The 24,991-nt window shown below is 36.7% G+C and carries 16 protein-coding genes and 1 tRNA gene; 7 read left to right on the top strand and 10 right to left on the bottom strand.

Annotated features, from left to right (window positions below):
- Window positions 1-36: 36 nt before the first annotated feature.
- The 5 genes from Cop2CBH44_RS13615 to Cop2CBH44_RS13595 all read right to left on the bottom strand — a co-directional run bounded on the left by Cop2CBH44_RS13615 (window position 37) and on the right by Cop2CBH44_RS13595 (window position 10,717).
- The gene (locus tag Cop2CBH44_RS13615; RefSeq protein WP_200755021.1) at window positions 37-1,920 is read right to left on the bottom strand and encodes a T9SS type A sorting domain-containing protein; all 1,884 of its coding nucleotides are present in this window, start codon (window positions 1,918-1,920) and stop codon (window positions 37-39) included.
- 77 nt (window positions 1,921-1,997) lie between these two features.
- On the bottom strand, window positions 1,998-4,241 hold the full coding sequence (locus Cop2CBH44_RS13610) for a GH92 family glycosyl hydrolase (RefSeq protein WP_200755020.1): 2,244 nt from the start codon (window positions 4,239-4,241) through the stop codon (window positions 1,998-2,000).
- A 40-nt stretch (window positions 4,242-4,281) separates the two neighbouring features.
- Window positions 4,282-6,459 carry a GH92 family glycosyl hydrolase gene (locus Cop2CBH44_RS13605; protein WP_200755019.1) on the bottom strand — a complete coding sequence of 726 codons (2,178 nt, stop codon included), beginning with the start codon at window positions 6,457-6,459 and terminating at the stop codon, window positions 4,282-4,284.
- A gap of 308 nt (window positions 6,460-6,767) precedes the next feature.
- Window positions 6,768-9,308, bottom strand: a complete 2,541-nt coding sequence (locus Cop2CBH44_RS13600) for a hypothetical protein (protein ID WP_200755018.1) — start codon at window positions 9,306-9,308, stop codon at window positions 6,768-6,770.
- Window positions 9,309-9,559: 251 nt separating this feature from the next.
- Window positions 9,560-10,717 carry an OmpA family protein gene (locus Cop2CBH44_RS13595; protein ID WP_021931899.1) on the bottom strand — a complete coding sequence of 386 codons (1,158 nt, stop codon included), beginning with the start codon at window positions 10,715-10,717 and terminating at the stop codon, window positions 9,560-9,562.
- A gap of 529 nt (window positions 10,718-11,246) precedes the next feature.
- Between Cop2CBH44_RS13595 and Cop2CBH44_RS13590 the strand changes: the two genes are divergently transcribed.
- From Cop2CBH44_RS13590 to Cop2CBH44_RS13575, 4 genes are all read left to right on the top strand, one after another.
- A complete protein-coding gene (locus Cop2CBH44_RS13590) occupies window positions 11,247-11,600 on the top strand; it encodes a hypothetical protein (RefSeq protein ID WP_200755017.1) in 354 nt (117 codons plus the stop codon).
- A gap of 32 nt (window positions 11,601-11,632) precedes the next feature.
- Window positions 11,633-11,848, top strand: coding sequence for a hypothetical protein (locus Cop2CBH44_RS13585; RefSeq protein WP_200755016.1), 216 nt, complete (start codon window positions 11,633-11,635; stop codon window positions 11,846-11,848).
- Window positions 11,845-12,147, top strand: a complete 303-nt coding sequence (locus tag Cop2CBH44_RS13580; protein WP_200755015.1) for a hypothetical protein — start codon at window positions 11,845-11,847, stop codon at window positions 12,145-12,147. The genes Cop2CBH44_RS13585 and Cop2CBH44_RS13580 overlap by 4 nt, the downstream gene beginning before the upstream one ends.
- Before the next feature lie 691 nt (window positions 12,148-12,838).
- Window positions 12,839-13,108: an RNA polymerase sigma factor gene (locus Cop2CBH44_RS13575; RefSeq protein ID WP_200755014.1), complete on the top strand. Its 270-nt coding sequence runs from the start codon at window positions 12,839-12,841 to the stop codon at window positions 13,106-13,108.
- A 782-nt stretch (window positions 13,109-13,890) separates the two neighbouring features.
- On the opposite strand, the gene Cop2CBH44_RS13570 is transcribed toward Cop2CBH44_RS13575, so the two are convergent.
- Window positions 13,891-13,965 (bottom strand) — tRNA-Pro (locus tag Cop2CBH44_RS13570).
- A gap of 333 nt (window positions 13,966-14,298) precedes the next feature.
- Here Cop2CBH44_RS13570 and Cop2CBH44_RS13565 point away from each other — a divergent pair.
- Window positions 14,299-17,151, top strand: coding sequence for a TonB-dependent receptor (locus Cop2CBH44_RS13565; protein WP_200755013.1), 2,853 nt, complete (start codon window positions 14,299-14,301; stop codon window positions 17,149-17,151).
- Window positions 17,152-17,293: 142 nt separating this feature from the next.
- On the opposite strand, the gene aroB is transcribed toward Cop2CBH44_RS13565, so the two are convergent.
- Both aroB and Cop2CBH44_RS13555 read right to left on the bottom strand, forming a co-directional pair.
- Entirely contained in the window at window positions 17,294-18,352 is a 1,059-nt protein-coding gene (gene aroB, locus Cop2CBH44_RS13560; RefSeq protein WP_200755012.1) for a 3-dehydroquinate synthase, read from the bottom strand.
- Window positions 18,353-18,384: 32 nt separating this feature from the next.
- Window positions 18,385-19,125, bottom strand: a complete 741-nt coding sequence (locus tag Cop2CBH44_RS13555; RefSeq protein WP_021931906.1) for an inorganic diphosphatase — start codon at window positions 19,123-19,125, stop codon at window positions 18,385-18,387.
- Window positions 19,126-19,292: 167 nt separating this feature from the next.
- Between Cop2CBH44_RS13555 and Cop2CBH44_RS13550 the strand changes: the two genes are divergently transcribed.
- Window positions 19,293-19,799: an FHA domain-containing protein gene (locus Cop2CBH44_RS13550; protein WP_021931907.1), complete on the top strand. Its 507-nt coding sequence runs from the start codon at window positions 19,293-19,295 to the stop codon at window positions 19,797-19,799.
- Between the two features lie 10 nt (window positions 19,800-19,809).
- Window positions 19,810-21,003 (top strand): putative sugar nucleotidyl transferase, encoded by a 1,194-nt coding sequence (locus tag Cop2CBH44_RS13545; protein ID WP_200755011.1) that lies wholly within the window; start codon window positions 19,810-19,812, stop codon window positions 21,001-21,003.
- 79 nt (window positions 21,004-21,082) lie between these two features.
- On the opposite strand, the gene Cop2CBH44_RS13540 is transcribed toward Cop2CBH44_RS13545, so the two are convergent.
- Window positions 21,083-21,541 carry a GNAT family N-acetyltransferase gene (locus Cop2CBH44_RS13540; RefSeq protein WP_200755010.1) on the bottom strand — a complete coding sequence of 153 codons (459 nt, stop codon included), beginning with the start codon at window positions 21,539-21,541 and terminating at the stop codon, window positions 21,083-21,085.
- An 85-nt stretch (window positions 21,542-21,626) separates the two neighbouring features.
- Complete coding sequence (secA, locus tag Cop2CBH44_RS13535; RefSeq protein WP_200755009.1) at window positions 21,627-24,932, bottom strand: preprotein translocase subunit SecA; 3,306 nt, start codon at window positions 24,930-24,932, stop codon at window positions 21,627-21,629.
- Between the last annotated feature and the right edge of the window lie 59 nt (window positions 24,933-24,991).

Raw genomic sequence — 24,991 nt, 5'->3', positions numbered from 1 at the left:
TGCCGTTTTCCACAGCATTCCCTCTATTTTTACAATTTATTTTTGTATTTTTTCTGAATATATTTTACCGTCTTTTGTCTCTATTTTTACGACATAAATACCTTTTGCCAAATTCTGAACATTTACGGATTTGACATTAGAGACAGCAGAAACACATGCACCGAATGTTGTATAAATCTCAGCCGAAGCAACTTCTTCTGTGAAATACAAAACATCAGCTACCGGATTCGGATAAACCCGTACTTGAGACAATACTTTTTCTAAAGATATAGAAGAAGCATCACCATTAAACTCAAAAGCTCCTAAATCTCTGGAGTATCCGGTCTTTGCCACCCCTCGAATATCGGTTTGCGGTATAAGTTCTTCACCATTATATATCAATGATTCTACACCGCCATCAACAGCATAACCTTCACCATCACTAATAGCAATATAAGGGACACCTTCGGCAGGAACCGTCAAGTCTTCACCAATACCCAATTGCAAGTATTTCTGCTCAAGGGTCTTACCACGAACACTCTTATTGTAATTAGCGGTAGCTGTAGCTTCATCCAGGAAATTCCACAAGAAACCTTCACCCCAAGTCGCATCATACGATCCACCTACACCATCATATACATTGTTCCTAATAATGTATTCACCGGTACAACGTGCATCTTTCTCTCTAACAGACCAGCCCCAACTATATGTAACGGTTTTTCCTTCGTTCACCGGATCCGGTATACTTACCGTCTCCAACATAAGATTATTGACAAGTATCATGTCGAAATCTCCTCCAAAGTCAGACATATTAACTGCGTTCTGGTCTACCTGCTCTACACCATCGACATAGGTATTATTCAATAAAGAAGTATTGTTTACAAATACAAAGCTACCCGACACATTCGGTGTAGGAGCACTTTTTTGACCGGTAATAAGATTAGCTTGCGGACCTGCTGTACGATTTTTATACAATACATTATTGATAAACTTCAAGTTAATTTCACCTTGGTCGGGACGTGCCCAATGTAAGAGACCACTGGCTCCTTGAGAATAGCTATTGGCTATTGTACAATGAGTAAACAATACATTGGTAGCACAAGGAATATCTGCCGTACCATTGCTCCTCAACCAAACGGCACCACCAGTCGCATTCCTCGCTGTATTCAACGCTTTATTAGATTCGAAATAGCACTTGTCAAATTTTATATCCATCTCATAACCGTCGATATAAAAAGCACCACCACCAGCACCGGCACCTTTATCAGCAGCGCCATCCGCCGATTCATTGTTGCTGAAGACACAGTTTTCGAAATGACCAACAATAGGTTGCTCTGTCTCTCTTAAGCAAATAGCACCACCCTGGAATGCTTTACAGCCATCGAATGTGGTATTCTTAGCATATATTTTGCCTTCACAACAGATAGCACCACCACGGACATTTATCCCTTGCTCTGAAACAGCATTTCTAAAAATCACATTTTCGGTATGCAGCTCAGAATACGAGTCTACAAAAATCATACCTCCTGCTGTAGTACCTTCCTCCCGACGCAAATTCTTCAACGTAATATCCTGCAATGTCAACTTTCCTCTTTTCACATCGAAGAAACTTGAATAATTGAGTTCTCCAGATTCAAACTCTTCATCATTCAAGCCTATGATAGCAGCCTCCGGAGCACCACCTTTGATAGTAACTTCCTTTACTTTCACTTCCTCTTGTCCTTCACCAATTCCAATTACCGGGTCAAGATAAACTTCATCCAATACAACAATAGTACAACCTTCTGTCCATTTTTCGGCATTCAATGAATACCAAGGAGACTCTTCGGTACCGGGATTCTCATCACTCCCATTCATACCACTTACATAAAAAGTGTCCTGAGCCCATAAACTCGGCTGTAAACACAGTGCTAATGCTAGCGGGTAAAACAGTTTTTTCATAAAACTAAAATTTTAATGTGTTACTTAATTTAATTACGGATATATTTAATAAATCCTTTTTCTGGTATTTGATTTCTCTAATTTTTTATCTCGAATGAGGGTGGAATTGCATCCACTGCTGAAGCCCAATGCTTATTGGGTCGCTCACCCATTACAAACTCAAGTTCTCCTCCCTGTGTCAAATCATCGTGATGGAACCAGGACTTATTCCACTCTTTCCCATTCAACCGCACAGACTGAATATATTTATTCTCAGGCGCATAATTGCGACATATTATTCTAAAAACTTTATTATTGTCTACATGTAACACTGCTTCCTTAAATACGGGACTCCCTATCACATAAATCGGTAGACCAGGTGTCACCGGATAAAATCCTAATTGAGAAAAAACGACAAAAGCAGACATACCGCCACCATCTTCATCTCCCGGCATACCCATCAAATCATCCCTGAACCATTGTGTCAAAAGTGAACGGATTCTCTTTTGTGTACGCCAAGGCTCACCGGCATAATTATACAGATACGGAATATGAAACGCGGGTTCATTCCCCATAGAGAACATACCTACATTCCCCGTATGGTCAGGCAATTCCGTATAAAACTTATATTTGGCCTTGCCTAATGGAGTATCATACATCTTTTCCAACTCTCCGATAAACGATTCACGTCCTCCCATCATCATTATCAGGTCGTTTATATTATGAGGAACATCCCAACGATATACCCACCCGTTATTTTCACAATAAGCATCTCGAGCGCCCAAACCTCCTGAATATCGATAATCAAACGGTTCGATAAAATCACCATTACTGTTTTTAGGATGGAAAAATTTCGTATTCGGATGAAACACTTTCCTATAATTGTAACTCCGGTCTAAAAAATAAGCAGCATCTTTATCATTTCCTATATGACGAGCCAAGTTTCCCAAACACCATTCATCATAGACCGTTCCCAAAGTAACAGCTACAGGCTGACGTCTTTCAAAACCATGAACTTCCGGAACAGTTTCTTCCTCTCCATTATCTAATGCCGGGAAATAACCGTTCTCTTCAAAAAATTTATCCAGATTCCCCACTTTTTTATCGGACCATGGAGCCAACGTTTTCTCTGTAATTGCATTTTTACAGACTTCATAAGCCTTACCCAAATCAAAATTGCGCAATCCTTTTTCATAACAATCCAAGACTACTGCAATTCCATGATTACCATTCATACGATGTGTGTCACCTGTAAAATCAGGGAAAGTAGGCATAGCATCATCATTTTGTTCAGCCATTCGCACCAATGAATTGACAATATCGATTTCTTTTTTGGAGTCAATAATCACGCGCAACGGATGTGTTGCCCGATAAGTATCCCAAATCCAATCATCTGTATAAAACGGAATGCCATTATCCTCATGCACTTGCCCATCAAATCCACTGAAATATTTCCCATCTTCCGATATATTGACCGGCCGCTCATAAACCCTATATAGTGATGTATAAAAAACGGCTTTATCTTCTTCTGATGAGCCTTTCACCTCTATCTTTCCCAATACTTCATTCCAAGCATCCCTTCCACTTACTGCGAGACTGTCGATATCGTAATTCACTATTTCCCGCCTCAAATTTCTTTTTGCCTGTTCAACACTTATCAAAGATATCCCATACCGTACTTTTATCTCCCGGTCACTTGTCTTAAACTGCATAATCAGACTTCGATAATCACCAAATTCTTTCACTGTATTATCTACCGGTGCACAATCTGTCTCAAGATACAAATAGACTTTTCCTATACTGTCAGAAATAGGTTGCCATGCACTTACTGAATTATTCTGTACTGCTACTTCACCCTTTTCTGAACTAATAATCAAGCACGGTGTCCCCTCCCCCTCGTATTCGAACTTATACATTGCCGATTGATAGGAAGGGACATAATATATATCTGTCGAAACATTATCTAAATATGCCCGATATGAATAAGGTGTTATCTTCTCATTATCATAATCGTAATTGATTACCGGCTGGCTCAGACTGCTTTCACCTTGAGATGGACTCATACTAAATGCATGATTTGCCCGATGTCCTGTAAGAAATACAGGAAGACCCTTAACTTTATTGCCCGTATAATCTTTACGTAGAGGATGAATACGCATCATTCCATTCGGCAAATGAACGGTAGGATAGGTAGGTACCAATAAGTGACTTATATTGCCCATATAGGGGTTGACATAATCAACCGGCTCTTTCTCCTTTACAGCAGAACATCCTCCCAACAAACCCAATATAAATATTGCTGCGACCAGAATAACACTCAATATGAATCTCTTGTTTTTCATCTCTTAGATAATGCAACCAAGTATCCCTTAATCATCAATTTTAATGCATATCAGACATCTCGAACTCTAATGTTCCTCCTTGCATAATATCATCATAAGTAATTATATAATCCTTTACTTCCTGCCCATTTATTTTTACGGTCTTTACATATTTATTCTCTTTAGAGAGGTTGTGCGCAATCATCGTAAAAACTTTTCCATTCTGCAATTTCACTTTTGCTTGAGGGATTTGAGGGGCTCCTATAACATACTTTAAACTGACAGGATCGACCGGATAAAAGCCCAAAGCACTAAACATATACCACGCAGACATCTGTCCACAATCATCATTTCCACACAAACCATCCGGCTTAGACAGATAGAAACGGTCAAAAATTTCACGAACCAACTCCGCTGTACGGCTATTTTTTCCTAAAAGAGTATACATATATACCACATGATGACTGGGTTCATTTCCATGTGCATACTGACCAATCAGCCCCGTAACATCTCCTACAAATCCTGTCTGGTCTACAACCTGCTCAATGACAAACAGAGAATCCAATTTTGTTATCATTTTTTCAGTGCCACCCATCAATTCTGTCAAACCTTCAATATCTTGTTGTACATGCCAGGTGTATTGCCAAGAATTACCCTCTGTATAATCACCGCCTACAGTACTGGCATGAGATAAATGGAACACATCAAAGGGAGTGCGCCATTGACCTTTAGAATCCTTTCCCCGCATCAATCCGGTCTCTTTATCGAACACATTTTTATAATAACCTGCCCGTTTCATAAAAAATGCATAATCGTCATCCTTGCCAAGTTTTTTAGCCAACTGAGCTGCACAATAATCATCATAAGCACATTCCAGCGTCAGAGATACCGATTCCTTGGTAACAATATCGAAAGGGAAATACCCATACTTTTCATAAACGTCTGCTTTATAATGAAAATGAGAAGTTGTCAACGATTTTTTAATCAAATTATATGCACGTTCTTGGTCAATGCCCGGAAACCCTTTCAAACAAGCCTCTACTATGACAGGAACAGCATGATTACCAATCATACAATGCGTCTCTTTTCCCCATAGAGTCCAGACCGGTAAATATCCTTGGCTCTCTGCATGCAATAACATCGAATTCACCATATTAGGGACAAGTTCAGGGGTAACAATTGTATACATAGGATGAGCTGCACGATAAGTATCCCACAAAGAAAGTGTCGAATAATATGCTCCGAAAGGAGACTGAGCCACAGAATCCAGCACCCCTCTATACTGCCCGTCTATATCAGCAATATTATTAGGTTGTATCAACATATGATACAATGCAGTATAAAAATTAGTCTTTTGCTCATCATTCCCCTCTATTTCGATTCTTGACAAATACTCTTCCCACTTATTTTCCGTATTTTTCTTTACAACATCAAAATCCCAATGTTTTACTTCTGAATCTAAATTCTTTTTAGCTCCCTCAACACTGACCATCGAAAACGCCACTTTCACTTGTACTTCCTTTTCATCTGCAAATCGAATCAATTTTCTAGGACCTTTGTCGGCTCTGCCATCTTCAACATCCTCAGAAGCAATAATCGGCTTATCAAACTTGATTACATAAAAAATATCTCGTTCGACCCATGCTTTTACTCTCAGATAACCGGTTATAGTATATTCATCTTCAATCTGTACATCAGCACGAATTACCCTATTGTCATAACTTTGCTGACTCCCTACTGAACCGTTTTGAAAATTAATATAAAGAGCCGGATTTTTCTTTTCAAATTGATAACGATGCATAGCAACATGCGGTGTAGCTGTCAACTCTACCTTTACCGAATTATCTATCAAATCTACAGTATAATATCCCGGAGTTGCTACTTCTGAATCTTTCAAATAAGAGCTCTTAAAATCTTTTGCCACCTCCCCGGAAAATGGCATAATCAATATATCTCCCATATCCGGTACTCCTGTTCCATTCAAACGATTCTGTGAGAATCCCCATATCAGCGTATCTTCATAACGATACCCTGCACAATAATCCCAACCAATACAACCCGTTTGTGGACCAGGCTGCACCATTCCCAACGGATAGACAGCCCCAGGGAAAGTATGCCCTGTATAGGTAGTACCTATAAAAGGATCTACATATTGTCCCACTCCTGAAGAAACTCGCTTATTACCAGAACATGATACTAGCACTACAATACTAAATAAAAAAGGTATAATTCCTTTCATTGACCTAAGACTTAAGATATTTTTAGATTAAAATTGGTTATTTACACAGACTCGGGAAATCACATTTACCCCCTCCTCTAACAGAATGTGACGCAAATCTATGTATAAGAGCCTAACAGAACATTAACCAAACCTTAATCAAATGATTTTGTTCAATACTTTTTTATAACATATTGAATATATGCATATTATATAATAAAAAAAGTCAAACAAAATACAAGATTATTTTCTTAACCAAACCTTAATTTATTATTAATTTAGACTCGTAACCGCTATAAAACCTACATTCTAATTCTTAGAAACAAAGTTCATCGGGTTATAATATTTTCATAATTGATTTTAGGATTAGAATTAAGGAGACGCTGGTGATCTTGGACATATTTATCAAAACACTGTTTTGAAGCCCCCTTTTGTCCCAACAAAAACAAAGCCCGACATTTTATTTGTATAGCCTCTTCGTCAATATTATCGTGAAGCAAAATTACATTTGCTATTCTCACCTGTAAATTTAAATCAGATTCAACTTCAGTCAAGGAAATGGATTTCAATAAAATTTCTATCAATAAATTGGAATATTCTGATTTATAACTATCGACCCACTCTGTATTTAAATTAGGAAGGAGTGCCCCATTTTGCGCTATATCCAAAATTGCATTCAGTAAATCTATTCGTATAATATTCTCTTCTTTTACTTTCTTTAATAAAAGCATTATCTCGTTATAATCGCAAATAATATCCTTGCCTATTTCAACAAACCAATAAGACTTTTTATTTACGACTGCCAAATTTCCAACTTTTTCGAGCAATAATCTCAATTTACGAATATTAACACTCCTATTATTTGATGCACTAGCCTTATCCATTTCGAACCAAAAAGTCTCATCCAATTTCTCAGAAGTAACTTTCTTTCCATCCTTAATCGTACTCAGCAAAATATACAAAAATATTTGTTTTACAATGGAGGTAAAACTATCGGTTATGTCTTTCCCCTCCTTATCAAATACCTGAAACCCTCCTAACAACTTAACTGTAGAAACAGGTGTCTTCAATTCAATAGTCGTCTTTTTCTTAAGAACTTCAGATTGTGGAACAATATTTTTCTCCTTTTTCTTTTGAGCACTTTTTTTCTTGACTTTCAATATGACATATATTCCCGCAAATACGATAATAAACAAAGATGAAAGCAAACCCCAGATAAATGACCTATCTCTACCCTGACCTGGCAAAACCTTTTGAACTACGTCTGACATCCGTAAGGGCGGATATGCTAAAGAATACAAATCTACACTATACCCCACAGAGTGTGTTTTCTGCAATAGAATTGCATATAACATTGTTTTCTCCTCATCCAATATAAGGTCACAAAACGATTCCATATCCAAAAAATTATAAGGTATGGAATCGGCAAGAATAGAAACAGAACCATCAGAAAGACTTATCTCACACAAATTAAGTTGGGTATGGAAACGATTATTGTTATAGGCTAAAGCATACACTTTATCTTTATCGACAATCATCGAATTAGAAAAAGCCACAGGTTCCTTTGGAAAAGTCAAATCAAATAATTTCTTACAAGTCTTCTTCCGCGAATCCAACTCATACAAGTCATAAAAATTCTTAGGCGACTCTTCTTGCCGACCTGAAATACTCCCATACCCGCCTAAAATCAAAAACTTCCCTTCGCCCAGATAACCTAAAGCAGATAAATAACGAGGAGCTATAGAATCTACCATATCTTCTATATCCCAATCCCCCCCATCTAACGAATGGGTAGACATCCATGCTTTATAAGTCTGATACCCATATCCACCAAACGTTACCAAACAATTTTTTTCTACATCAATAAAGCGATTATGATGATGGGCCGGTGCAAATCTCTGATCTAATTTATCCCCAGACCATTCATTTTTTGCAAAATCATAAAGTATAAAATCAGGATATAGCAAACTGTATGAAATCAGCCTGTCATTCTTACGGTCATAAATCATCTGGCTACTACCTCCTGCTCCAAAAGGCGAACCTTTCTGTGTCTTTATCCTTTCAACATGGAAATCATCCATATCAAAAAATATCATAGAATCTGATGTTGCTATAAAAAAACGATTCTGAATAGAATCAAATGCAATCTGGGCATATCGCTCTGTTACAGGTATCGATATTTCTTTATGCCACTTAATATACTTATCGATATCCCAACTACCGTTCTCAACTAAAGCTTCCCGTCTAGATATATCGTCATACACTTTTTTCCCCGCATACTTATCTAACTTCCAAGAGTATAATACATTTTTTTTAATATCTCGAATAATGACATCTTTAATTGTAATCGGAGGGACATCAGAACTATAAAACATTTTGTCCCAATTTTTGCCGAAAATAACTTTAATATCATCGAATCTCTTAAACGAATAAGGAATAGTCTGAGAAATATCATTAATCGAACAAACAATATTATCTCGACCAAATTTAATCTTCATTTTACTCCAATCACTCTTATTCTGAGGAACAGATATCTTAAAATCGACATTTGATAAAGCTTTATCAACGTCAATTAAAACACAATTTAATTTTTTGGCATTAATATTTGAAATAATGTCGAAACTACTGTCATCTCCGGAAATAATTCTACAGACATACCCATAAGCTTGTACGCCAGGATTAAATTTAATATCGAATTCTATAGAAAAACCCTCCGAAAAAGACATCGGCATATCCGGAGTAAGATTTAAAGACGTTCTTACATCCTGATTCACAGCATGAGAATTAAAGGTTAATCCATAATGAATGTTACTTCCACTTAACCCCAAAAAGAAAGATGAAAAAAATAACAGTAAAAACTTTCTTAGCATAAATGAGGCACTTCTATATTTAATCACAAAGATAAAAGATTTTTTTATTACCTAAGAAAATAGCTTCTGAAAATACCATTATCTTCAAAAAAATCAATATTTATATTTAATTTAGAATTAAATATATAAAAATATCCTCCTGTCCCCAAAAAACACTAAGCCAATTCATATACAAAATGACACATCTTTACAAAAAACTCTCGTCATTGTAAAAAGTGACGAGAGTTTTTGTAATAAATCAAACTTTTTTATCATTTAGCAACTTCCAACTCTTCAATAGTACAAATACTTACACGATTCCAATCCGGATCTGTAAACATATCCCCAATTCCTTGCCCTTCAGCAGTTATACGAGATGTATTAATCTTGTATTTCTTCACTAAAATAGATTTGACAGCCTCAGCTCGTGCCTGTGCAAGTTTCTTATTGAATTCGAGATTTCCCTCAGGAGATGCATATCCTTTAATTACGACTGTCACATCTGCATGCTTCTTCATATAATTTGCAACACGCTCAACATTAGGCAACTGCGATGCGTCAACAGTAGAACGTCCTTGTCGGAATGTTATAATCGACTCTGGGACACGACTCGTCTCAACTTCTACAACTGTCTGCACCTTAGCAGCTTGATTACGACAATTATCAAGTTCGCTCTGTAACACTTGGATTCTCTGGGCAGCACTATTTATCTGGCTATTCCTATTATCCACCTGAGAACGGAGATTATTTATATTAGCATTTAACTGATTGATTTCTGCCTGATCATAAACTCTTACCTTTGTAAAATGGTGTTTTCCGTTACTTCCCTTAAAATGATAAGCAACACCAGCGGTCAATTCAAAAGCAGCATTATTAGCATTAAAACGGCTTTTTGCAGCATTAAAATCCCCTTCCATATCATATACTATCGCCGGCTTTATCCCCAAAGTCCAAGCTTTGCTTTCTCCAAAATTGAAATTAAAGTTCAAACCAAAGCGAGTAGACCAAGAATTATCATCACCGGGACCATTCATATAATAATGCATCCATCCAATACCGGCAACAGCTTCCATCTCAAATAAACGAGGAGTCCCGGTATAACCACCAAAAAGATTCATCAAATTAAATTTGTTCAATAAGCTGACATCAGATACATCAATAGCCGTCTTACTCTGCGTCGTATTTACATACCCCATACCTTGAAATTCCATACCAAAAATAGGAGTCAATTGCTTAGTCACTCCTAATCCGAAAGTAAAACGAGCATCTTTAAAGAATGAACTATGGGTCAATGGAGTTACCATACCGGTTTTAAGTTCTATCGACCAATTGTCCTTCAACTTTGTTCCTTGAAGGGCCATCTGGTCAGTCTGAGCATTCACTGTTAATGCAGTTATCACGAATGCTGATAAAATTATAGACTTTCTCATAAATTAAATATATTAATTGGTTATATCATAAAATATTACACATGCTTCGAATAATAATCTCATTTTTTTATTTATTTTCAAAACTGTTACATTTTAAACAACATGTTACACAAATAACAAGTTTGAAACACCAATTAAGATTTAACATATATTCTATTTTTTAATGCTTAAATATCCTTTCAACATAATAACCATAATCCAGCCAATTTTTATATAAATTCACACCTGCTACAATATTCTAAGATTATCAAAAACGAAGTAGTAAAAGACTAAGGATATAGCTAATCATTTAATGACCCACATCCATAGAAACAATTTAAAAAACTATTCCAATAAATGCTCTTGCCCTCATTTATCATATATCTTTACGAAACGTAGATTTTACAAACAATAGAATAGGATAAACAACGAATTTATGTTCCAGAGATATTCCAATAAAACAAATCAGTCATTTACCAACAATTAAATAAATGATTATCAATATTATAATATCCAAATTACCGATAAAAATCATAAACAAAATATTGTCATGAACGGAAATATCATCATCAATCTGTTTCTATACTTCGCCCGCTTCCCACAACGGCAGGAAGTACTCGATATCTTCAACAAGGGCCGTTCGGAGATTCCCGGATACGACTCTTTAAAATCGCTTGTCGAAGCGATGACCGATGCACCTGTACTTCCCGAAGTAGGTGGATTTGTATTCGGCCCTAATTTTGATGCCGTGAAAACCTGTGTCTCTCAACTGACCGGCTATTACCTGTTTGTCGATTATGGAGATATAAAGACCGAAACCGACAAGTCGAACCGGATTGCCGATACTTTTCAGGTAGCGGTTACGATCGCCGGAAAGACAACCGAATTTACCGGAGACCCGTAGACCAGACATTAATCTCCGCAAACACGCTGGACATGGTGACCCGGATGCGGAACCTAATGATACAGGAGCAACGGGAGCGTTATTCATTCAAGAAGATTTCGGACAAGCATTCCATAACACCGGTTATCAGCCCCGAGTTCGAATCCATAGGCTGGACGCTGATGTTCGACCAACAGGCTTTCGACCTGTTCGATGCCAAGAAATTGTCCTTTTCGGGCGACCGGGAAACCGATAACTTTGGATTATGAACGAGTTGCTGATCATATTGACAAGTCTTTTCGGCGGGTTGAACATCTTCCAATTCCTCTTTTTCAGGGCGGAGCGCAAAAAAGCTTTTGCCACAGCTGAAGACTTGATGCTCGATAATGAACAGAAAAAGCAGGATTTGCACCAAGGCGACTACGATTATTTGACAAAGAGGTGCGACAAACTGGTAAAAGACTACTTTGAAATGATGGAAAAAGCTCAGACGGCAATGGACGAAGCGGCAAAACTGAGAAGTGAAATCACTTATCTCAAGGGGCTACGCTGTTATGTTACCATATAAATGAATGACATATCTCTTGCATATACCTCGATAAAAATCTATCCTTATAATACAATAAACAATTGAAATACAGACACATACATAATTCACACATAGTATTATAGCCCAATATACATTATAGTGTATTATATATAAATAATAAAACTGCAATAAAAGGAATATACGCTAGAGAGGGAGATGCCGAGAGATGGATCCCTTTCGCTCGAACCTCACCGCAAATATCCGAAATAAGCATAAAATAAATGTATCCATTATCCAAAAAGGTCATTTTTTAGCTTAAAACATACCTTCGGGCGAAATTTGCCAATTTATAAAATCCTTCTCAATTTAAAAATTATATTTTTTCATGAAATTTTGTCAGAAATTCGAATAAAATGTTTACGTTTGTAGTGCAGTTTTTGAAATACACTATTAATGTATAATGGGTTAAGGTTAAAGAGCCTCCGCCTTTAAATACATTAGTAGTGTATTTTTTGTTCAAAAACTGCCATTCAGAACAGGCGGAGGCTACTTTATATTATTAACAATAAATTGGGTAGCCATGAAAAAATTTTACTCTTTATCGTTGTATTTATGCAAGTATCGTTTAGAACGCCTTTTTCAAAGCATTGTCCGGATCTCTTGGCTAAGAGCCATTTATAAAACATTGTATAGGCATATAAAGTTCATTCCTAAAAATCATAAAAGAGCGATGATTGAAGATCCGGATTTGAAGTTTATGAAAGAATATTTTTCAGAAACAAACAATAAAGTGCCTTTATCTCCACTTTGCGGGCTAAAGTTAGTAAATAAAATCATAACTGACTCCCTGAATGAAGAATATCGCTTATTGCTGGGATTGTACTTATCCAACCATAATTATCGGGAAATTGCCAAGGAAATGAACATCCCGGTCGTATCTGTAAGGCAAAAAATAGAATTTATTCGAAAAACCCTGTCCGACAAACTCTCCGAATATTAAGTTTACAAAACTGCTTTTCCCTTTTGTTGTTCCGAATTTATTCGCAATATTTGCATTCCCCCTTAATATATTTCGATATGAATCCTCTATAAGAGAGCGTGATCCGTAAATAACCGGATTCCAGAAACTATACCAGTTGGAAACACTCTTTTATAGAGAATTCGCCATTCTAATACCAAACGCTATGAAAAACATTAATTTTATTGCTATTGATCTTGAAACAGCAACACAAAAAGATATCTGTCAATTAGATATAGTCATTGTAAACTGCACCCCAAAAGTTAGACAAAAACTTTTGAAGTGCAGTTTTATTATGAGACATTCATTTGAAACAAAACTTAATATTGTCAGTAAAATAAGAGGCGGCTATCCTCTTAACAGGCTATATTAAAGGACAAGATTCAGACCATCATATAGTTGAAATTTGGGTATCACGCTATGAAATTTTTGGCGAGGCAGGACTTACGAAAAGGAACATCAAGCTACAGTTTCACACCGTTTGAAAAGGAATTGATTGTTTCCGAATATCTAAAATGTGGACTATCGGTATTTTGGATATTAGAAATTATTTTAGCTATTTTGAACAATCGATCAATTCTTAAGTTGTAAACAACTATTTCAACTTCAACAATAACATTTATTCTGATTTATCTTCAATTGAGAAAATGAATGTAGTATAAGCTAAATAAGTGATGTAATTAAATAATAAATCTGAGTTCCAAACGTACTCCATTAAAAATAAATCAGCCACTTACAAACAAGTAAATGGCTGATTATCAATGTCGGGGTGACTGGATTCGAACCAGCGACCACACGCCCCCCAGACGTGTACTCTAACCGGACTGAGCTACGCCCCGATTATTTGTGACTGCAAAAGTAATTTTTTATTTTTAAATAGCAAAAAAAATCAATATTTTTATTCCGTACTATTCTGATATATATTTATAAATAAGATTGTAACCACTTTATATTGTCTCTCTTAGCCCAAAATAATATTTAAATTTCTCTGTTTCCTATACAAGCCCTTTTATTTTTCATTTTCTTTAAAAAATAAAAGGAAATCTTCATTATCAAATTTCAAATCAAAAAGTCAACTTAAAAAAATAAGTTTTAAAAAAGTTTAGGCGATTAAACCTTTCTTATATTTCTTCGTCAAAAGAACAATTAACTTTTTGAATATATTTTATATAATGAGTAAATGGGTCATAGGGATATTGTTATTATTTGTCGGAGAATCCCTCTTCGCACAAAACAACAATAAAGGTAAAGTTTCAGGTGTAGTAATTGATAGTAATGATAAATCTCCCGTTATACAGGCAACAGTACAAATCTTATCTTTGCGAGACAGCTCAATGATAGCAGGGAATGCAACAAACTTGGATGGACATTTTTCAATACCTGCGCCTATTGGAAAATATCTATTGAAAGTTTCCTTTATTGGTTATAAACCAACATTCACTCCTATCACTTTAACTAAAGCAAAACCCGATATTAACATAGGAAATATCGAGTTACATACAGATGCTATTATGTTACGAGAAGCCGTCATCGTTGGGCAAGCTCCAGAGGTGACTGCATCAGAAGACACCTTAGTTTACAATAGTTCTGCTTACCGTGTTCCCGAAGGTTCTGCATTGGAAGAGCTCGTTAAAAAGTTACCTGGAGCAGAAGTCGATGAGAATGGAAAGATTACAATTAACGGGAAAGAAATCACTAAAATTATGATTGATGGGAAAGAATTTTTTGCTGATGATCCCAATATAGCCATGAAAAATCTTCCGGTAAACATCATCGAAAAAGTAAGGGCTTACGATAAGCAGTCGGATATGGCACGAGTTACTGGTATAGAAGATGGAGAGGAAGAAACAGTCCTGGATTTAAGCGTCAAACCCGGAATGAACCAGGGATTTTTTGGTAATGTCGATGGCGCTATCGGCACGAAAGACCGATACAGCGGAAAATTATTGGCAAATTATTTCAAAAATAATAATAGATTTACTGTAATCGGATCAGCAAATAATGTAAATGATAATAGTTTTCCCGGTGGCGGAGGTGGTTTTCACAGAAAAGAAAACGGACTGACTGCTATCAAAATGGGAGGGTTCAATTTCGCAACAGAATCAACAAAATTAAAAACAGAAGGGAGTGTTAATTTTAATTATAAAGATGCTGACATAGTAAGTAAGCAATCTTCAGAAACATTTGTATCAACAGAAAACAGTTCATTCAAGAATGCACTGGATTATACACGAAATAAAACAACAAATTTGATCGGTGACTTTTTTATCGAATGGCGTCCTGACACAATGACTACTCTTATTTTCCGACCACGAATCAAATATGGGAAAACCAACAACAGCAATGCTCAAAATTCTTATACATTCAATCAAGACCCCGGATATTCTACCGACGAACTATTTGCAACAGATGACCTGACTTCACTTGTACCTGAAGCAAATATCGTCAATACCGTACTAAAGAATTCGCTGAAAAAAGGGAATGATATCAATGCCGGAGGTTCAATGATTGTAAACAGAAGATTAAACGCTGACGGTCGTAATATAACATTCCGGGGTAGATATAATTACACAAACAGCAACAGTGACTTATTCTCTATATCCGAAACCGAATATTTCCAGCAAACAGTAGAAGACAGACTGGAAATACTAAACCGATATATTACAACACCTACAAAGACAAGCGAATACAATGCCAGACTTACATACAGCGAACCTATATTTAAAGGAGGATTTTTACAATTCAGTTATAATTTCCAATATAAGCATTCAAAAACTGACAATACGGCTTTCGACATGCCCCAAGATTGGAAAATTGATGCTGGTACGGAGGGAGGCTCTCTTAATTCAAATTTAAGTAAGAGTGCAACGTATAATTATTACAATCACAAAATGGATTTATCATTCCGATGGCTCCGCGAGAAGATGCATTTCAATGCAGGTGTATCATTTCAGCCTCAGCATTCCACTTTAACATATTCACAGGGTAATTATCAAGTAGATACAACACGAAACGTTTTCAATTTCACTCCAACACTAGACTTTCGTTATAAGTTTTCAAAAACAAGCCAGTTGCGTATAAGATATCGAGGAAGAAGTTCTCAACCCGATATGATTGATTTACTTCCAATTACAGATAATACTGACCCTCTTAACATTACAGTTGGAAATCCTGGGCTTAAACCTGCATTCACGAACGAATTACGTATGGAGTATAATATTTTCAAACCTGAAACTCAACGGGGTATGTTTTCCTTCTTTAATTTCCGAAATGTACTAAATGATATCAGCAACCGGAAAATCTATAATGAAGAGACCGGCGGTTATACGACAACTCCTGAAAATATTAACGGAAACTGGAATTTGTTCGGTATTGTGGGCACTAATACAGCTTTACGCAATAAAAAATACACTATCAATACATTTACACGCGCTAATTACCAGAATATGGTAAGTTATATTAGTGATAAAAATATCACAGCAGATACCGATAAAAATACAACTAAACGACTGTCTCTCGGTGAACGTTTACGTGGAACTTACCGGAACGACTGGTGGGAATTATCTCTTAACGGTTCTATAGATTACACACATTCGCGAAACAATTATCAAAAAAGCAATAACATGGATACTTATCAGTTTGCTTATGGTGCAAGTACCAATATACGACTGCCATGGAATATGTCAATCTCTACAGATATTTCTCAAAATTCCCGCAGAGGATATATAGATGCCAGTATGAATCGCGATGAATTGATATGGAATGCACAATTATCACAAGATTTTCTCAAAGGAAATGCAGCTACGATAAGTGTACAATTCTATGATATTCTACACAACCAAAGTAATATAAGCCGCACCATCAGCGCAGCTATGAGACAAGATACCGAATATAACGCCATATATAGTTATTGTATGATACATTTTATCTATCGGCTTAATCTTTTCGGTGGGAAAAACGCTACACCTCCCAACGGTCCTGGTTTCGGAGGCGGACCTCATGGAAGAGGCCCGAGGCATTTCTAATCCTTCAAAAAACAACAAAACAACGTAGTTATCTGAAATATCTTTCGGATAATTACAGGGCATTTTCTAAGGGCAGTAATCAATATCAAGAAATAGAATTATATATTTTTATTGTATAATTCTATTTCTTTACTCGATGAATCTACAAATGAAACAAATCTCTATACAGATCAAGAGCAATCTCAATATTTTCTTTTGTAGCCGTTTGATTTATAATGATTTCTCCTACATCTGACAACAATGTAAAATTTACTTCTCCTGAATCATTTTTCTTATCATGAGTCATCAACTCATACAAATGAGAATATTCCTCACAAGTTATAGGAAATGCTCCATAGTTATCATATATAAAAGTCGCAAGTTGACGGATACGTTCAATTGGAAATTTCAACTGCATATGTGACAACAATAACTCACAGACCAATCCCCATGCTACAGCATAACCATGAGCCACAGGAGCATGGCGTTCGTGTGAAAGACTCTCAAAAGCATGCCCTACCGTATGCCCTAAATTCAATGACTTACGAATATTTTTTTCAAAAGGATCTGCTTCCACAATTTCCTCTTTTACCTTCACCGACTCTTCAACCAAAAGCAACAGCTTATCTAAATCCGGGTCAGAAAAATCAAGCGTAAGCAACTTATTATAAATGGCAGGACCACTAATCAGACCATGTTTCAACATTTCAGCATATCCCGATAATAAATTTTCACAAGATAATGTCACAAAAAACTGTGTCGAAATTATTACTGCTAAAGCTGGATTAAATACTCCTACTTCATTTTTCAATCCATTAAAATTTATTCCTGTCTTTCCGCCTACAGCTGCATCAACCGCACCCAATAATGTCGTAGGGACATTGATATACCGAATCCCCCTTTTAAATGTAGATGCTGCAAAACCACCTAAATCGGTTACCATCCCTCCTCCCAGATTGATTAGAAAGGATTTTCGGGTCGCCTTCCGATTACTTAGTTCATACCACACTGCAGCCAAAGCTTCTATATTCTTATGTGTATCATTGGCTTTGATTGTTATCACTATAGCATCTGCAAGCCTAGGACAATCTAACAGTAACGGCAGGGCATATTCATGTGTATTTGTATCGGTCAATATAAATAATCTATCAAATGTATAGAGAGATAATGTTTCTTCTATAGCTTGACTAATATTTTTAGTAAACAAAATGGACTGTGACATAACTGTTTATTTTGTTCAAAATTAAATTTATTTCAGAAACTGGTATTCTCTAACTGATAATATATATCATCGAAAGATTCTGATAACTGCTGCATACTATTCAATAATAAATCTGCTCCAGCATCTATCAATACTTTATCATCTAAAGGACCTGTATTCACACCGATAGTAAATATACCTGCTGCAACTCCAGCCTGTACTCCTAAAGGGGCATTTTCTATTACAATAGCTTGATTAGGCTCTACACCCGCTTTCTTCAACCCCATTAAATAGGGTTCCGGGTCGGGTTTCCCATATTTTACATCAAAAGCCGTAACCATATATTTAGGCAAAAAAGCTCCCGGATAACTATGATTCAACTTATCTATCAAAGATGATTGTCCGGAACCTGTAACTAAAACGGGAATAAGACCTTTTTTTCGTATATTATCGAGAAAACCCGCAGCTCCCGGCATAGGTTTTGCCTTAGGCATACGATTAAAATAATCTGTCTTTAACTGGTAAATACGGTGAATCTCTTTATCTGTAACTCCATGTCCAAATTCTCGATTAAACAGCAGATTTATTGTCGAAGCGCCAGTACGCCCTTCATATAAATAAAACTCTTCAGGGGAACACTTTATCCCTTGTTCTGTCATCGTCAGATACCAAGCTTGTGCATGGTTTCGCATAGAATCATATAATACCCCGTCCATATCGATAAGAACAGCCTTCAAATTTATATTCTGATAACTATGCTTTTGTAAATAATTCTGTATAGACAAATTATACATATCCGTTTTCCTTTTCGAAACAAAATTACAAAGTAATTGCCACTAATCCTTATTATTCAATAACAAAATGTCTCTCTATTTCGTATGATACCAATAAATTTATAATTTAACTCCCGATTGCATTTATCACAATTTACCTATAACTTTGTATTTAGAATAAATAAATTATGAAAAAAGTACTGTGCCCCAAATGCGACAATACCGTTACTTTCAACGAGCGGAAATACGAGGAAGGCCGTTCTCTATTTTTCGTCTGTCCTCGCTGTGGGAAAAAATTTAGCATCCAAATCAATCAGACAAAAGCAGATGACACACCTCAATATGGTCATATCATTGTTCTCGAAAACGCATATTGCTACCGACAGCAATTACCTCTCTTTGCAGGAGACAACATTATTGGCAGACGTTCCAAAGGAACAAATATACATGTTCCTATCGAGAGTAGCGATACGACCATGGAACGGCAACATTGTATTATCAATATTTCAGTAAACAAGCAGGGAAAAACAATTTATACTTTGAGGGATTTTCCCAGCACATCAGGTACTTTCCTAAAGCACAAGTTGCTCAACAAAAGGGAAAGAGTTATTCTTGAAAATGGGTCGATAGTCACTATCGGGGCAACTACATTTATTGTATATCTTTCAGAAGAGGAACAAACATATACAGACTAAAAACAAGATTATGAAAAATATTATTCTCTTTGATACGGAATCTTTACATCTGGAACTGCTTCCGCTGACTTTTACACGTCCTATCTCTGACATACGCTTCGGGATATTTACCATTCGAGAAAAATGGGAACAAATGTATCCTGGCAATTACTCTTATAAGACCAATGATTACTTGGCAACAAAATATCCATTACAGACTGATGACAACAATTATTTCATTGCAGGTAATATCTGTCCTGATAAAGAATTGATTCAGAAACTTGATAAATTGTCTGAACAAGAATCTCTCTTTTATAATGATGAACTTATTGCATTTTACGGAACATTGGATGCATTCCAAGAAAATGATTTCGGAGTTGTTCACCCTCTAAAAAACGAACCATTGTCCTTACATAAACTTTATGATATTTTTATAAACAATGATATCGCATTAGAAAGAGATTACAAGATTATAACATCAAAAAAACAATCTGCTCCGTTACCAGCATCAAACAGAATAATCGGTAACCCCAATTTTGAAGATGGAACTCCCAAAATTTTTATAGAACCGGGAGCCTCTATAGAATGTGTCACGCTAAACGTAACACATGGGCCTATTTATATCGGAAAAGACACAGAAATCATGGAAAACTCAAGTATTCGAGCCCCATTCGCTGCTTGCGAACATGTTGTCGTAAATATGGGTACTAAAATATATGGGGCTACTACTCTGGGACCATATTGTAAAGTAGGGGGAGAACTTAATAATGTAATAATGCAAGCATATTCAAATAAGGGGCATGACGGTTTCTTAGGAAATGCTGTTATCGGAGAGTGGTGTAATTTAGGAGCAGGAACTAATGCATCAAACTTGAAAAATGATTACAGTGAAATAAAATTATGGAATTACCCGTCAAGACGTTTTTTACGTACCGGATTACAATTTTGCGGTCTGATTATGGGTGACCATTCCAAAGCTGGGATTAACTGTATGTTCAACACTGCTACTGTTTTAGGTGTAGGTGTAAATGTGCATGGTAGCGGATTTCCACGTAACTTTGTAGCCTCGTTCAGCGAAGGTGGTACAGCCGGATTTTCAGATGTTCCTTTGTCTAAATTCTTTTCTATTGCCGAACGGATGATGGCTCGCCGGGGGAAAGTACTGACAGAGGTAGACCGAGCTATTTTTGAAGCGATTCACGACGAAACGGAAAATCTAAAATAAAATTCTGCCATTCTATGCAAACTTGTCTCCTCACAAATAATATTCGAATACTATAATTTTTTACAGGATTAGCTTTTAGTTAATCCTGTATTTTATATTCCATTCTATACATATCAAATCCTCTTGCCCAATAATCTTTCTTAACTTCAAGCAACTCAAAACCTCGTTTTTCATAAAACTTATATGCTAACTGTGAGGTTCTAACTGTTATTCTCTGAACACTGTCAATAGATTTTAGTTTTTTAATTCTATATTCCAGTAAATACGTTCCCAAAGACTTTCCCTGATACTCCGGATGCAAAATGTCCCAACTGATTTTTCCGGTCATTCGATTATCTGAAAAATTTATTCCTCCACAACCTACAAGTTTTTTGTCAAAAAACAGGACATAATAAAGCTCTATTTCAGAATCTAAATATCGACTAAAATCATCTTCTTCACTTGATGCAAAATATTTAGGAATATTTAATCTAATCAGCTCTAACACAGCATTTTTATCTATAGATTTATATTCTCTAATCATAATTAGATTATCCATATAGATATCTTTATATCAAAAATATAATAAACAAAAACGACAACTTTCGATTTTGAAGTTGCCGTTTTTGTTTTTGATTCATCTATTATAATCCTCGTCCGTGGCAGTTCTTATATTTTTTTCCACTTCCACACGGACAGGGGTCATTGCGGCCAACCTTAGGTCCTACTTTTACCGGTTCGTGAGGAACCTCCTGACGCCCTGAGGCCTCTCGCGCAGCTTGTTGCTGCCTGTCTACCAAAGAATCTTTCTGTGTACGATATTTACTATAGTCTTGCCGTCTTTCAGGAGCTGCTTCACGCACTTGTTCAGGTTCACGTACAGGAATCTGTCCTCTCATAAGTATCGAAACAGTCTTACGGTTGATATTATCTATCATCGTCTTAAACAAACCAAAAGACTCTAATTTGAAAATCAAAAGAGGATCTTTCTGCTCATAACTGGCATTCTGCACAGACTGTCTCAATTGGTCAAGGTCTCTTAAGTGTTCCTTCCATGCCTCATCTATCGTATAAAGCAATATAGACTTCTGAAATGCCTTATTGATTGCTTTCGACTCAGTATCATATGCCTCTTTTAGATTGCAAGATATCTGGTACATGCGTTTACCGTCTGTAATAGGTATCAATATATTTTCGTAACGCGAACCCTGTTCTTCATATACTTGACGAATAATAGGATTAGCAACAGTTGCCATATAATCGGTCTTTCTTCTGAAAGCATTCATTACAGCCTCAAACAAACGGTCTACCAAACGTTCATTCTTTTCCGAGCGAAACTCTTCACGAGTAAAAGGCATCTCGATAGCAAATGTCTTAAATACATCTTCCTGCAGTCCATCATAGTCGCTAGTCTGTGAATACTCCTCAATCATAGCCTGAACAGCATCGAACATCATATTCATAATATCGATACCAATACGCTCTCCCAGCAAAGCATGATGACGTTTTGTATAGATTACTTCTCGTTGAGCATTCATCACGTCATCATACTCCAGCAACCGCTTACGAATACCAAAGTTATTTTCCTCCACCTTACGCTGTGCACGCTCTATCGACTTCGAAATCATGCTATGCTCTATCATTTCTCCTTCTTCGAATCCGAGGCGGTCCATCACCTTAGCAATACGGTCAGAACTAAACAATCGCATCAAATTGTCTTCTAATGATACATAGAATACAGATGAACCCGGGTCCCCCTGACGTCCGGCACGACCACGTAACTGTCGGTCGACACGACGTGACTCATGACGTTCGGTACCTATAATCGCCAAACCACCTGCTTCACGTACTGCTGGCGATAACTTGATATCTGTACCACGACCCGCCATATTGGTTGCAATAGTCACAGTTCCCGACTGACCGGCTTGAGCTACAATCTCAGCTTCTTTTTGATGCAATTTAGCATTCAACACGTTATGCTTTATTTTACGCATTGTCAACATCTTGCTCAACAATTCCGAAATATCTACCGACGTCGTACCTACTAATACCGGACGACCGGCGTCTACCATACGCTGTATTTCTTCAATAACAGCTGTATATTTTTCACGCTTCGTCTTATACACACGATCATTCATATCGATACGAGCAATCGGCTTATTAGTCGGAATTGTAACAACATCCAGTTTATATATATCCCAGAATTCCCCGGCCTCTGTCTCTGCCGTACCGGTCATACCAGCCAACTTATGATACATACGGAAATAATTCTGTAATGTGATTGTTGCAAAAGTTTGAGTAGCAGCTTCTACCGTTACTCTTTCTTTTGCTTCGATAGCTTGATGTAAACCGTCAGAATAACGGCGTCCCTCCATAATACGACCCGTCTGTTCATCGACAATTTTCACTTTATTATCGATAACTACATATTCTTCATCTTTCTCAAACAAAGTATAAGCTTTCAGCAGTTGATTTACTGTATGCACACGTTCTGCTTTCACAGCATAATTTTGCATTAGCTCATCTTTCTTCAACTGCTTCTCCTCATCTGTAAGTCCCATATTCTCAAGTTCAGAAAGCTGGGAACCGATATCGGGCAATACAAAGAATTGTGGGTCATCGGAATTTCCGGTAATCATATCGAGGCCTTTGTCAGTCAGCTCGATACTATTATTTTTTTCATCAATTACAAACAACAACGGGTCTGTAACAATAGGCATATTACGATTGTTTTCCTGCATATAATAAGCCTCTGTTTCCAATAGTAATGCTTTTATTCCCGGTTCACTCAAATACTTAATCAGCGGAGTATTTTTCGGCATACCTTTAAATGAACGGAACAATAAAAGTGCACCTTCTTTTCTTACCTCTTTATCCTCAGATGCTATCTTTGTTTTAGCTTCAGTCAGCAACTTGGTCGTATATGCCCGCTGAGCTTTCACCAACATTTCTACCTTAGGGCAAAATTCTTCAAACATCTGTTCTTCTCCCTTTGGTATAGGTCCAGATATAATCAAGGGTGTACGAGCATCATCAATCAAGACTGAGTCAACCTCATCAACAATTGCATAATTATGCTTACGCTGTACCAAATCTTTAGGCGAACCGGACATATTATCACGCAAATAATCAAAACCAAATTCATTATTGGTACCGAACGTTATATCTGCATTATAAGCCATACGACGCTCCTCAGAGTTTGGTTGATGCTTATCTATGCAATCTACTGACAAACCATGAAACATATACAACGGCCCCATCCACTCAGAGTCACGCTTAGACAGATAATCATTTACAGTTACCACATGTACTCCATTGCCTGTCAGAGCATTTAAAAATACAGGTAAAGTCGCAACAAGAGTTTTACCCTCGCCTGTTGCCATTTCTGCTATCTTGCCTTTATGCAAAACGACACCACCGAAAAGCTGAACATCATAATGCACCATATCCCAAGTAATCTCATTACCTCCAGCCATCCAATGATTCTGATAAATCGCTTTGTCGCCCTCGATACGTACAAAATCATGCTTTGCTGCCAAATCCCGGTCAAAATCATTTGCTGTTACTTCTATGGTTTCATTTTCGACAAAACGACGGGCTGTATCCTTCACTACTGCAAAAACTTCAGGAAGTACTTCGTCCAAAGCTTTTTCATACTTATCAAGGATATTTTTTTCTATCTTATCAACTTCATCCCAAACAGCCTCTCTCTTATCAAAATCCAGGTCCTCTACACCAGCTTTCAAATCGGCAATACGTTGCTTATCTTCTGCAACAGCAGACTGTATTCTTTGTCTTACATCATCAATGCGAGCACGTAATTCATCGTTACTCAATTTTTCTATTTCGGGATATACCGCTTTTACCTTTTGTACATAAGGGTCTATTTCTTTCAAGTCTCTTTGTGACTTGTTTCCGAATAATTTTTTTAGAATCTCATTAAATCCCATTGTTATATTTATGTTTAAATTTTTACATTTTTCCGGCTGTTAAATCACATAATTCTGGC

It is taken from the genome of Coprobacter secundus subsp. similis, assembly GCF_015097275.1.
Lineage (GTDB): Bacteria > Bacteroidota > Bacteroidia > Bacteroidales > Coprobacteraceae > Coprobacter > Coprobacter secundus.
Note: the sequence above shows the minus strand (reverse complement) of the source record. Positions and strands in the feature narration are given on the sequence as shown.

Excerpts from the sequence above, each read along its gene's own strand:
- Cop2CBH44_RS13615 (WP_200755021.1), bottom strand. The coding sequence starts at position 1,920 with ATGAAAAAACTGTTTTACCCGCTAGCATTAGCACTGTGTTTACAGCCG.
- Cop2CBH44_RS13610 (WP_200755020.1), bottom strand. The coding sequence starts at position 4,241 with ATGAAAAACAAGAGATTCATATTGAGTGTTATTCTGGTCGCAGCAATA.
- Cop2CBH44_RS13605 (WP_200755019.1), bottom strand. The coding sequence starts at position 6,459 with ATGAAAGGAATTATACCTTTTTTATTTAGTATTGTAGTGCTAGTATCA.
- Cop2CBH44_RS13600 (WP_200755018.1), bottom strand. The coding sequence starts at position 9,308 with ATGCTAAGAAAGTTTTTACTGTTATTTTTTTCATCTTTCTTTTTGGGG.
- Cop2CBH44_RS13595 (WP_021931899.1), bottom strand. The coding sequence starts at position 10,717 with ATGAGAAAGTCTATAATTTTATCAGCATTCGTGATAACTGCATTAACA.
- Cop2CBH44_RS13590 (WP_200755017.1), top strand. The coding sequence starts at position 11,247 with ATGAACGGAAATATCATCATCAATCTGTTTCTATACTTCGCCCGCTTC.
- Cop2CBH44_RS13585 (WP_200755016.1), top strand. The coding sequence starts at position 11,633 with ATGGTGACCCGGATGCGGAACCTAATGATACAGGAGCAACGGGAGCGT.
- Cop2CBH44_RS13580 (WP_200755015.1), top strand. The coding sequence starts at position 11,845 with ATGAACGAGTTGCTGATCATATTGACAAGTCTTTTCGGCGGGTTGAAC.
- Cop2CBH44_RS13575 (WP_200755014.1), top strand. The coding sequence starts at position 12,839 with ATGATTGAAGATCCGGATTTGAAGTTTATGAAAGAATATTTTTCAGAA.
- Cop2CBH44_RS13565 (WP_200755013.1), top strand. The coding sequence starts at position 14,299 with ATGAGTAAATGGGTCATAGGGATATTGTTATTATTTGTCGGAGAATCC.
- aroB (WP_200755012.1), bottom strand. The coding sequence starts at position 18,352 with ATGTCACAGTCCATTTTGTTTACTAAAAATATTAGTCAAGCTATAGAA.
- Cop2CBH44_RS13555 (WP_021931906.1), bottom strand. The coding sequence starts at position 19,125 with ATGTATAATTTGTCTATACAGAATTATTTACAAAAGCATAGTTATCAG.
- Cop2CBH44_RS13550 (WP_021931907.1), top strand. The coding sequence starts at position 19,293 with ATGAAAAAAGTACTGTGCCCCAAATGCGACAATACCGTTACTTTCAAC.
- Cop2CBH44_RS13545 (WP_200755011.1), top strand. The coding sequence starts at position 19,810 with ATGAAAAATATTATTCTCTTTGATACGGAATCTTTACATCTGGAACTG.
- Cop2CBH44_RS13540 (WP_200755010.1), bottom strand. The coding sequence starts at position 21,541 with ATGGATAATCTAATTATGATTAGAGAATATAAATCTATAGATAAAAAT.
- secA (WP_200755009.1), bottom strand. The coding sequence starts at position 24,932 with ATGGGATTTAATGAGATTCTAAAAAAATTATTCGGAAACAAGTCACAA.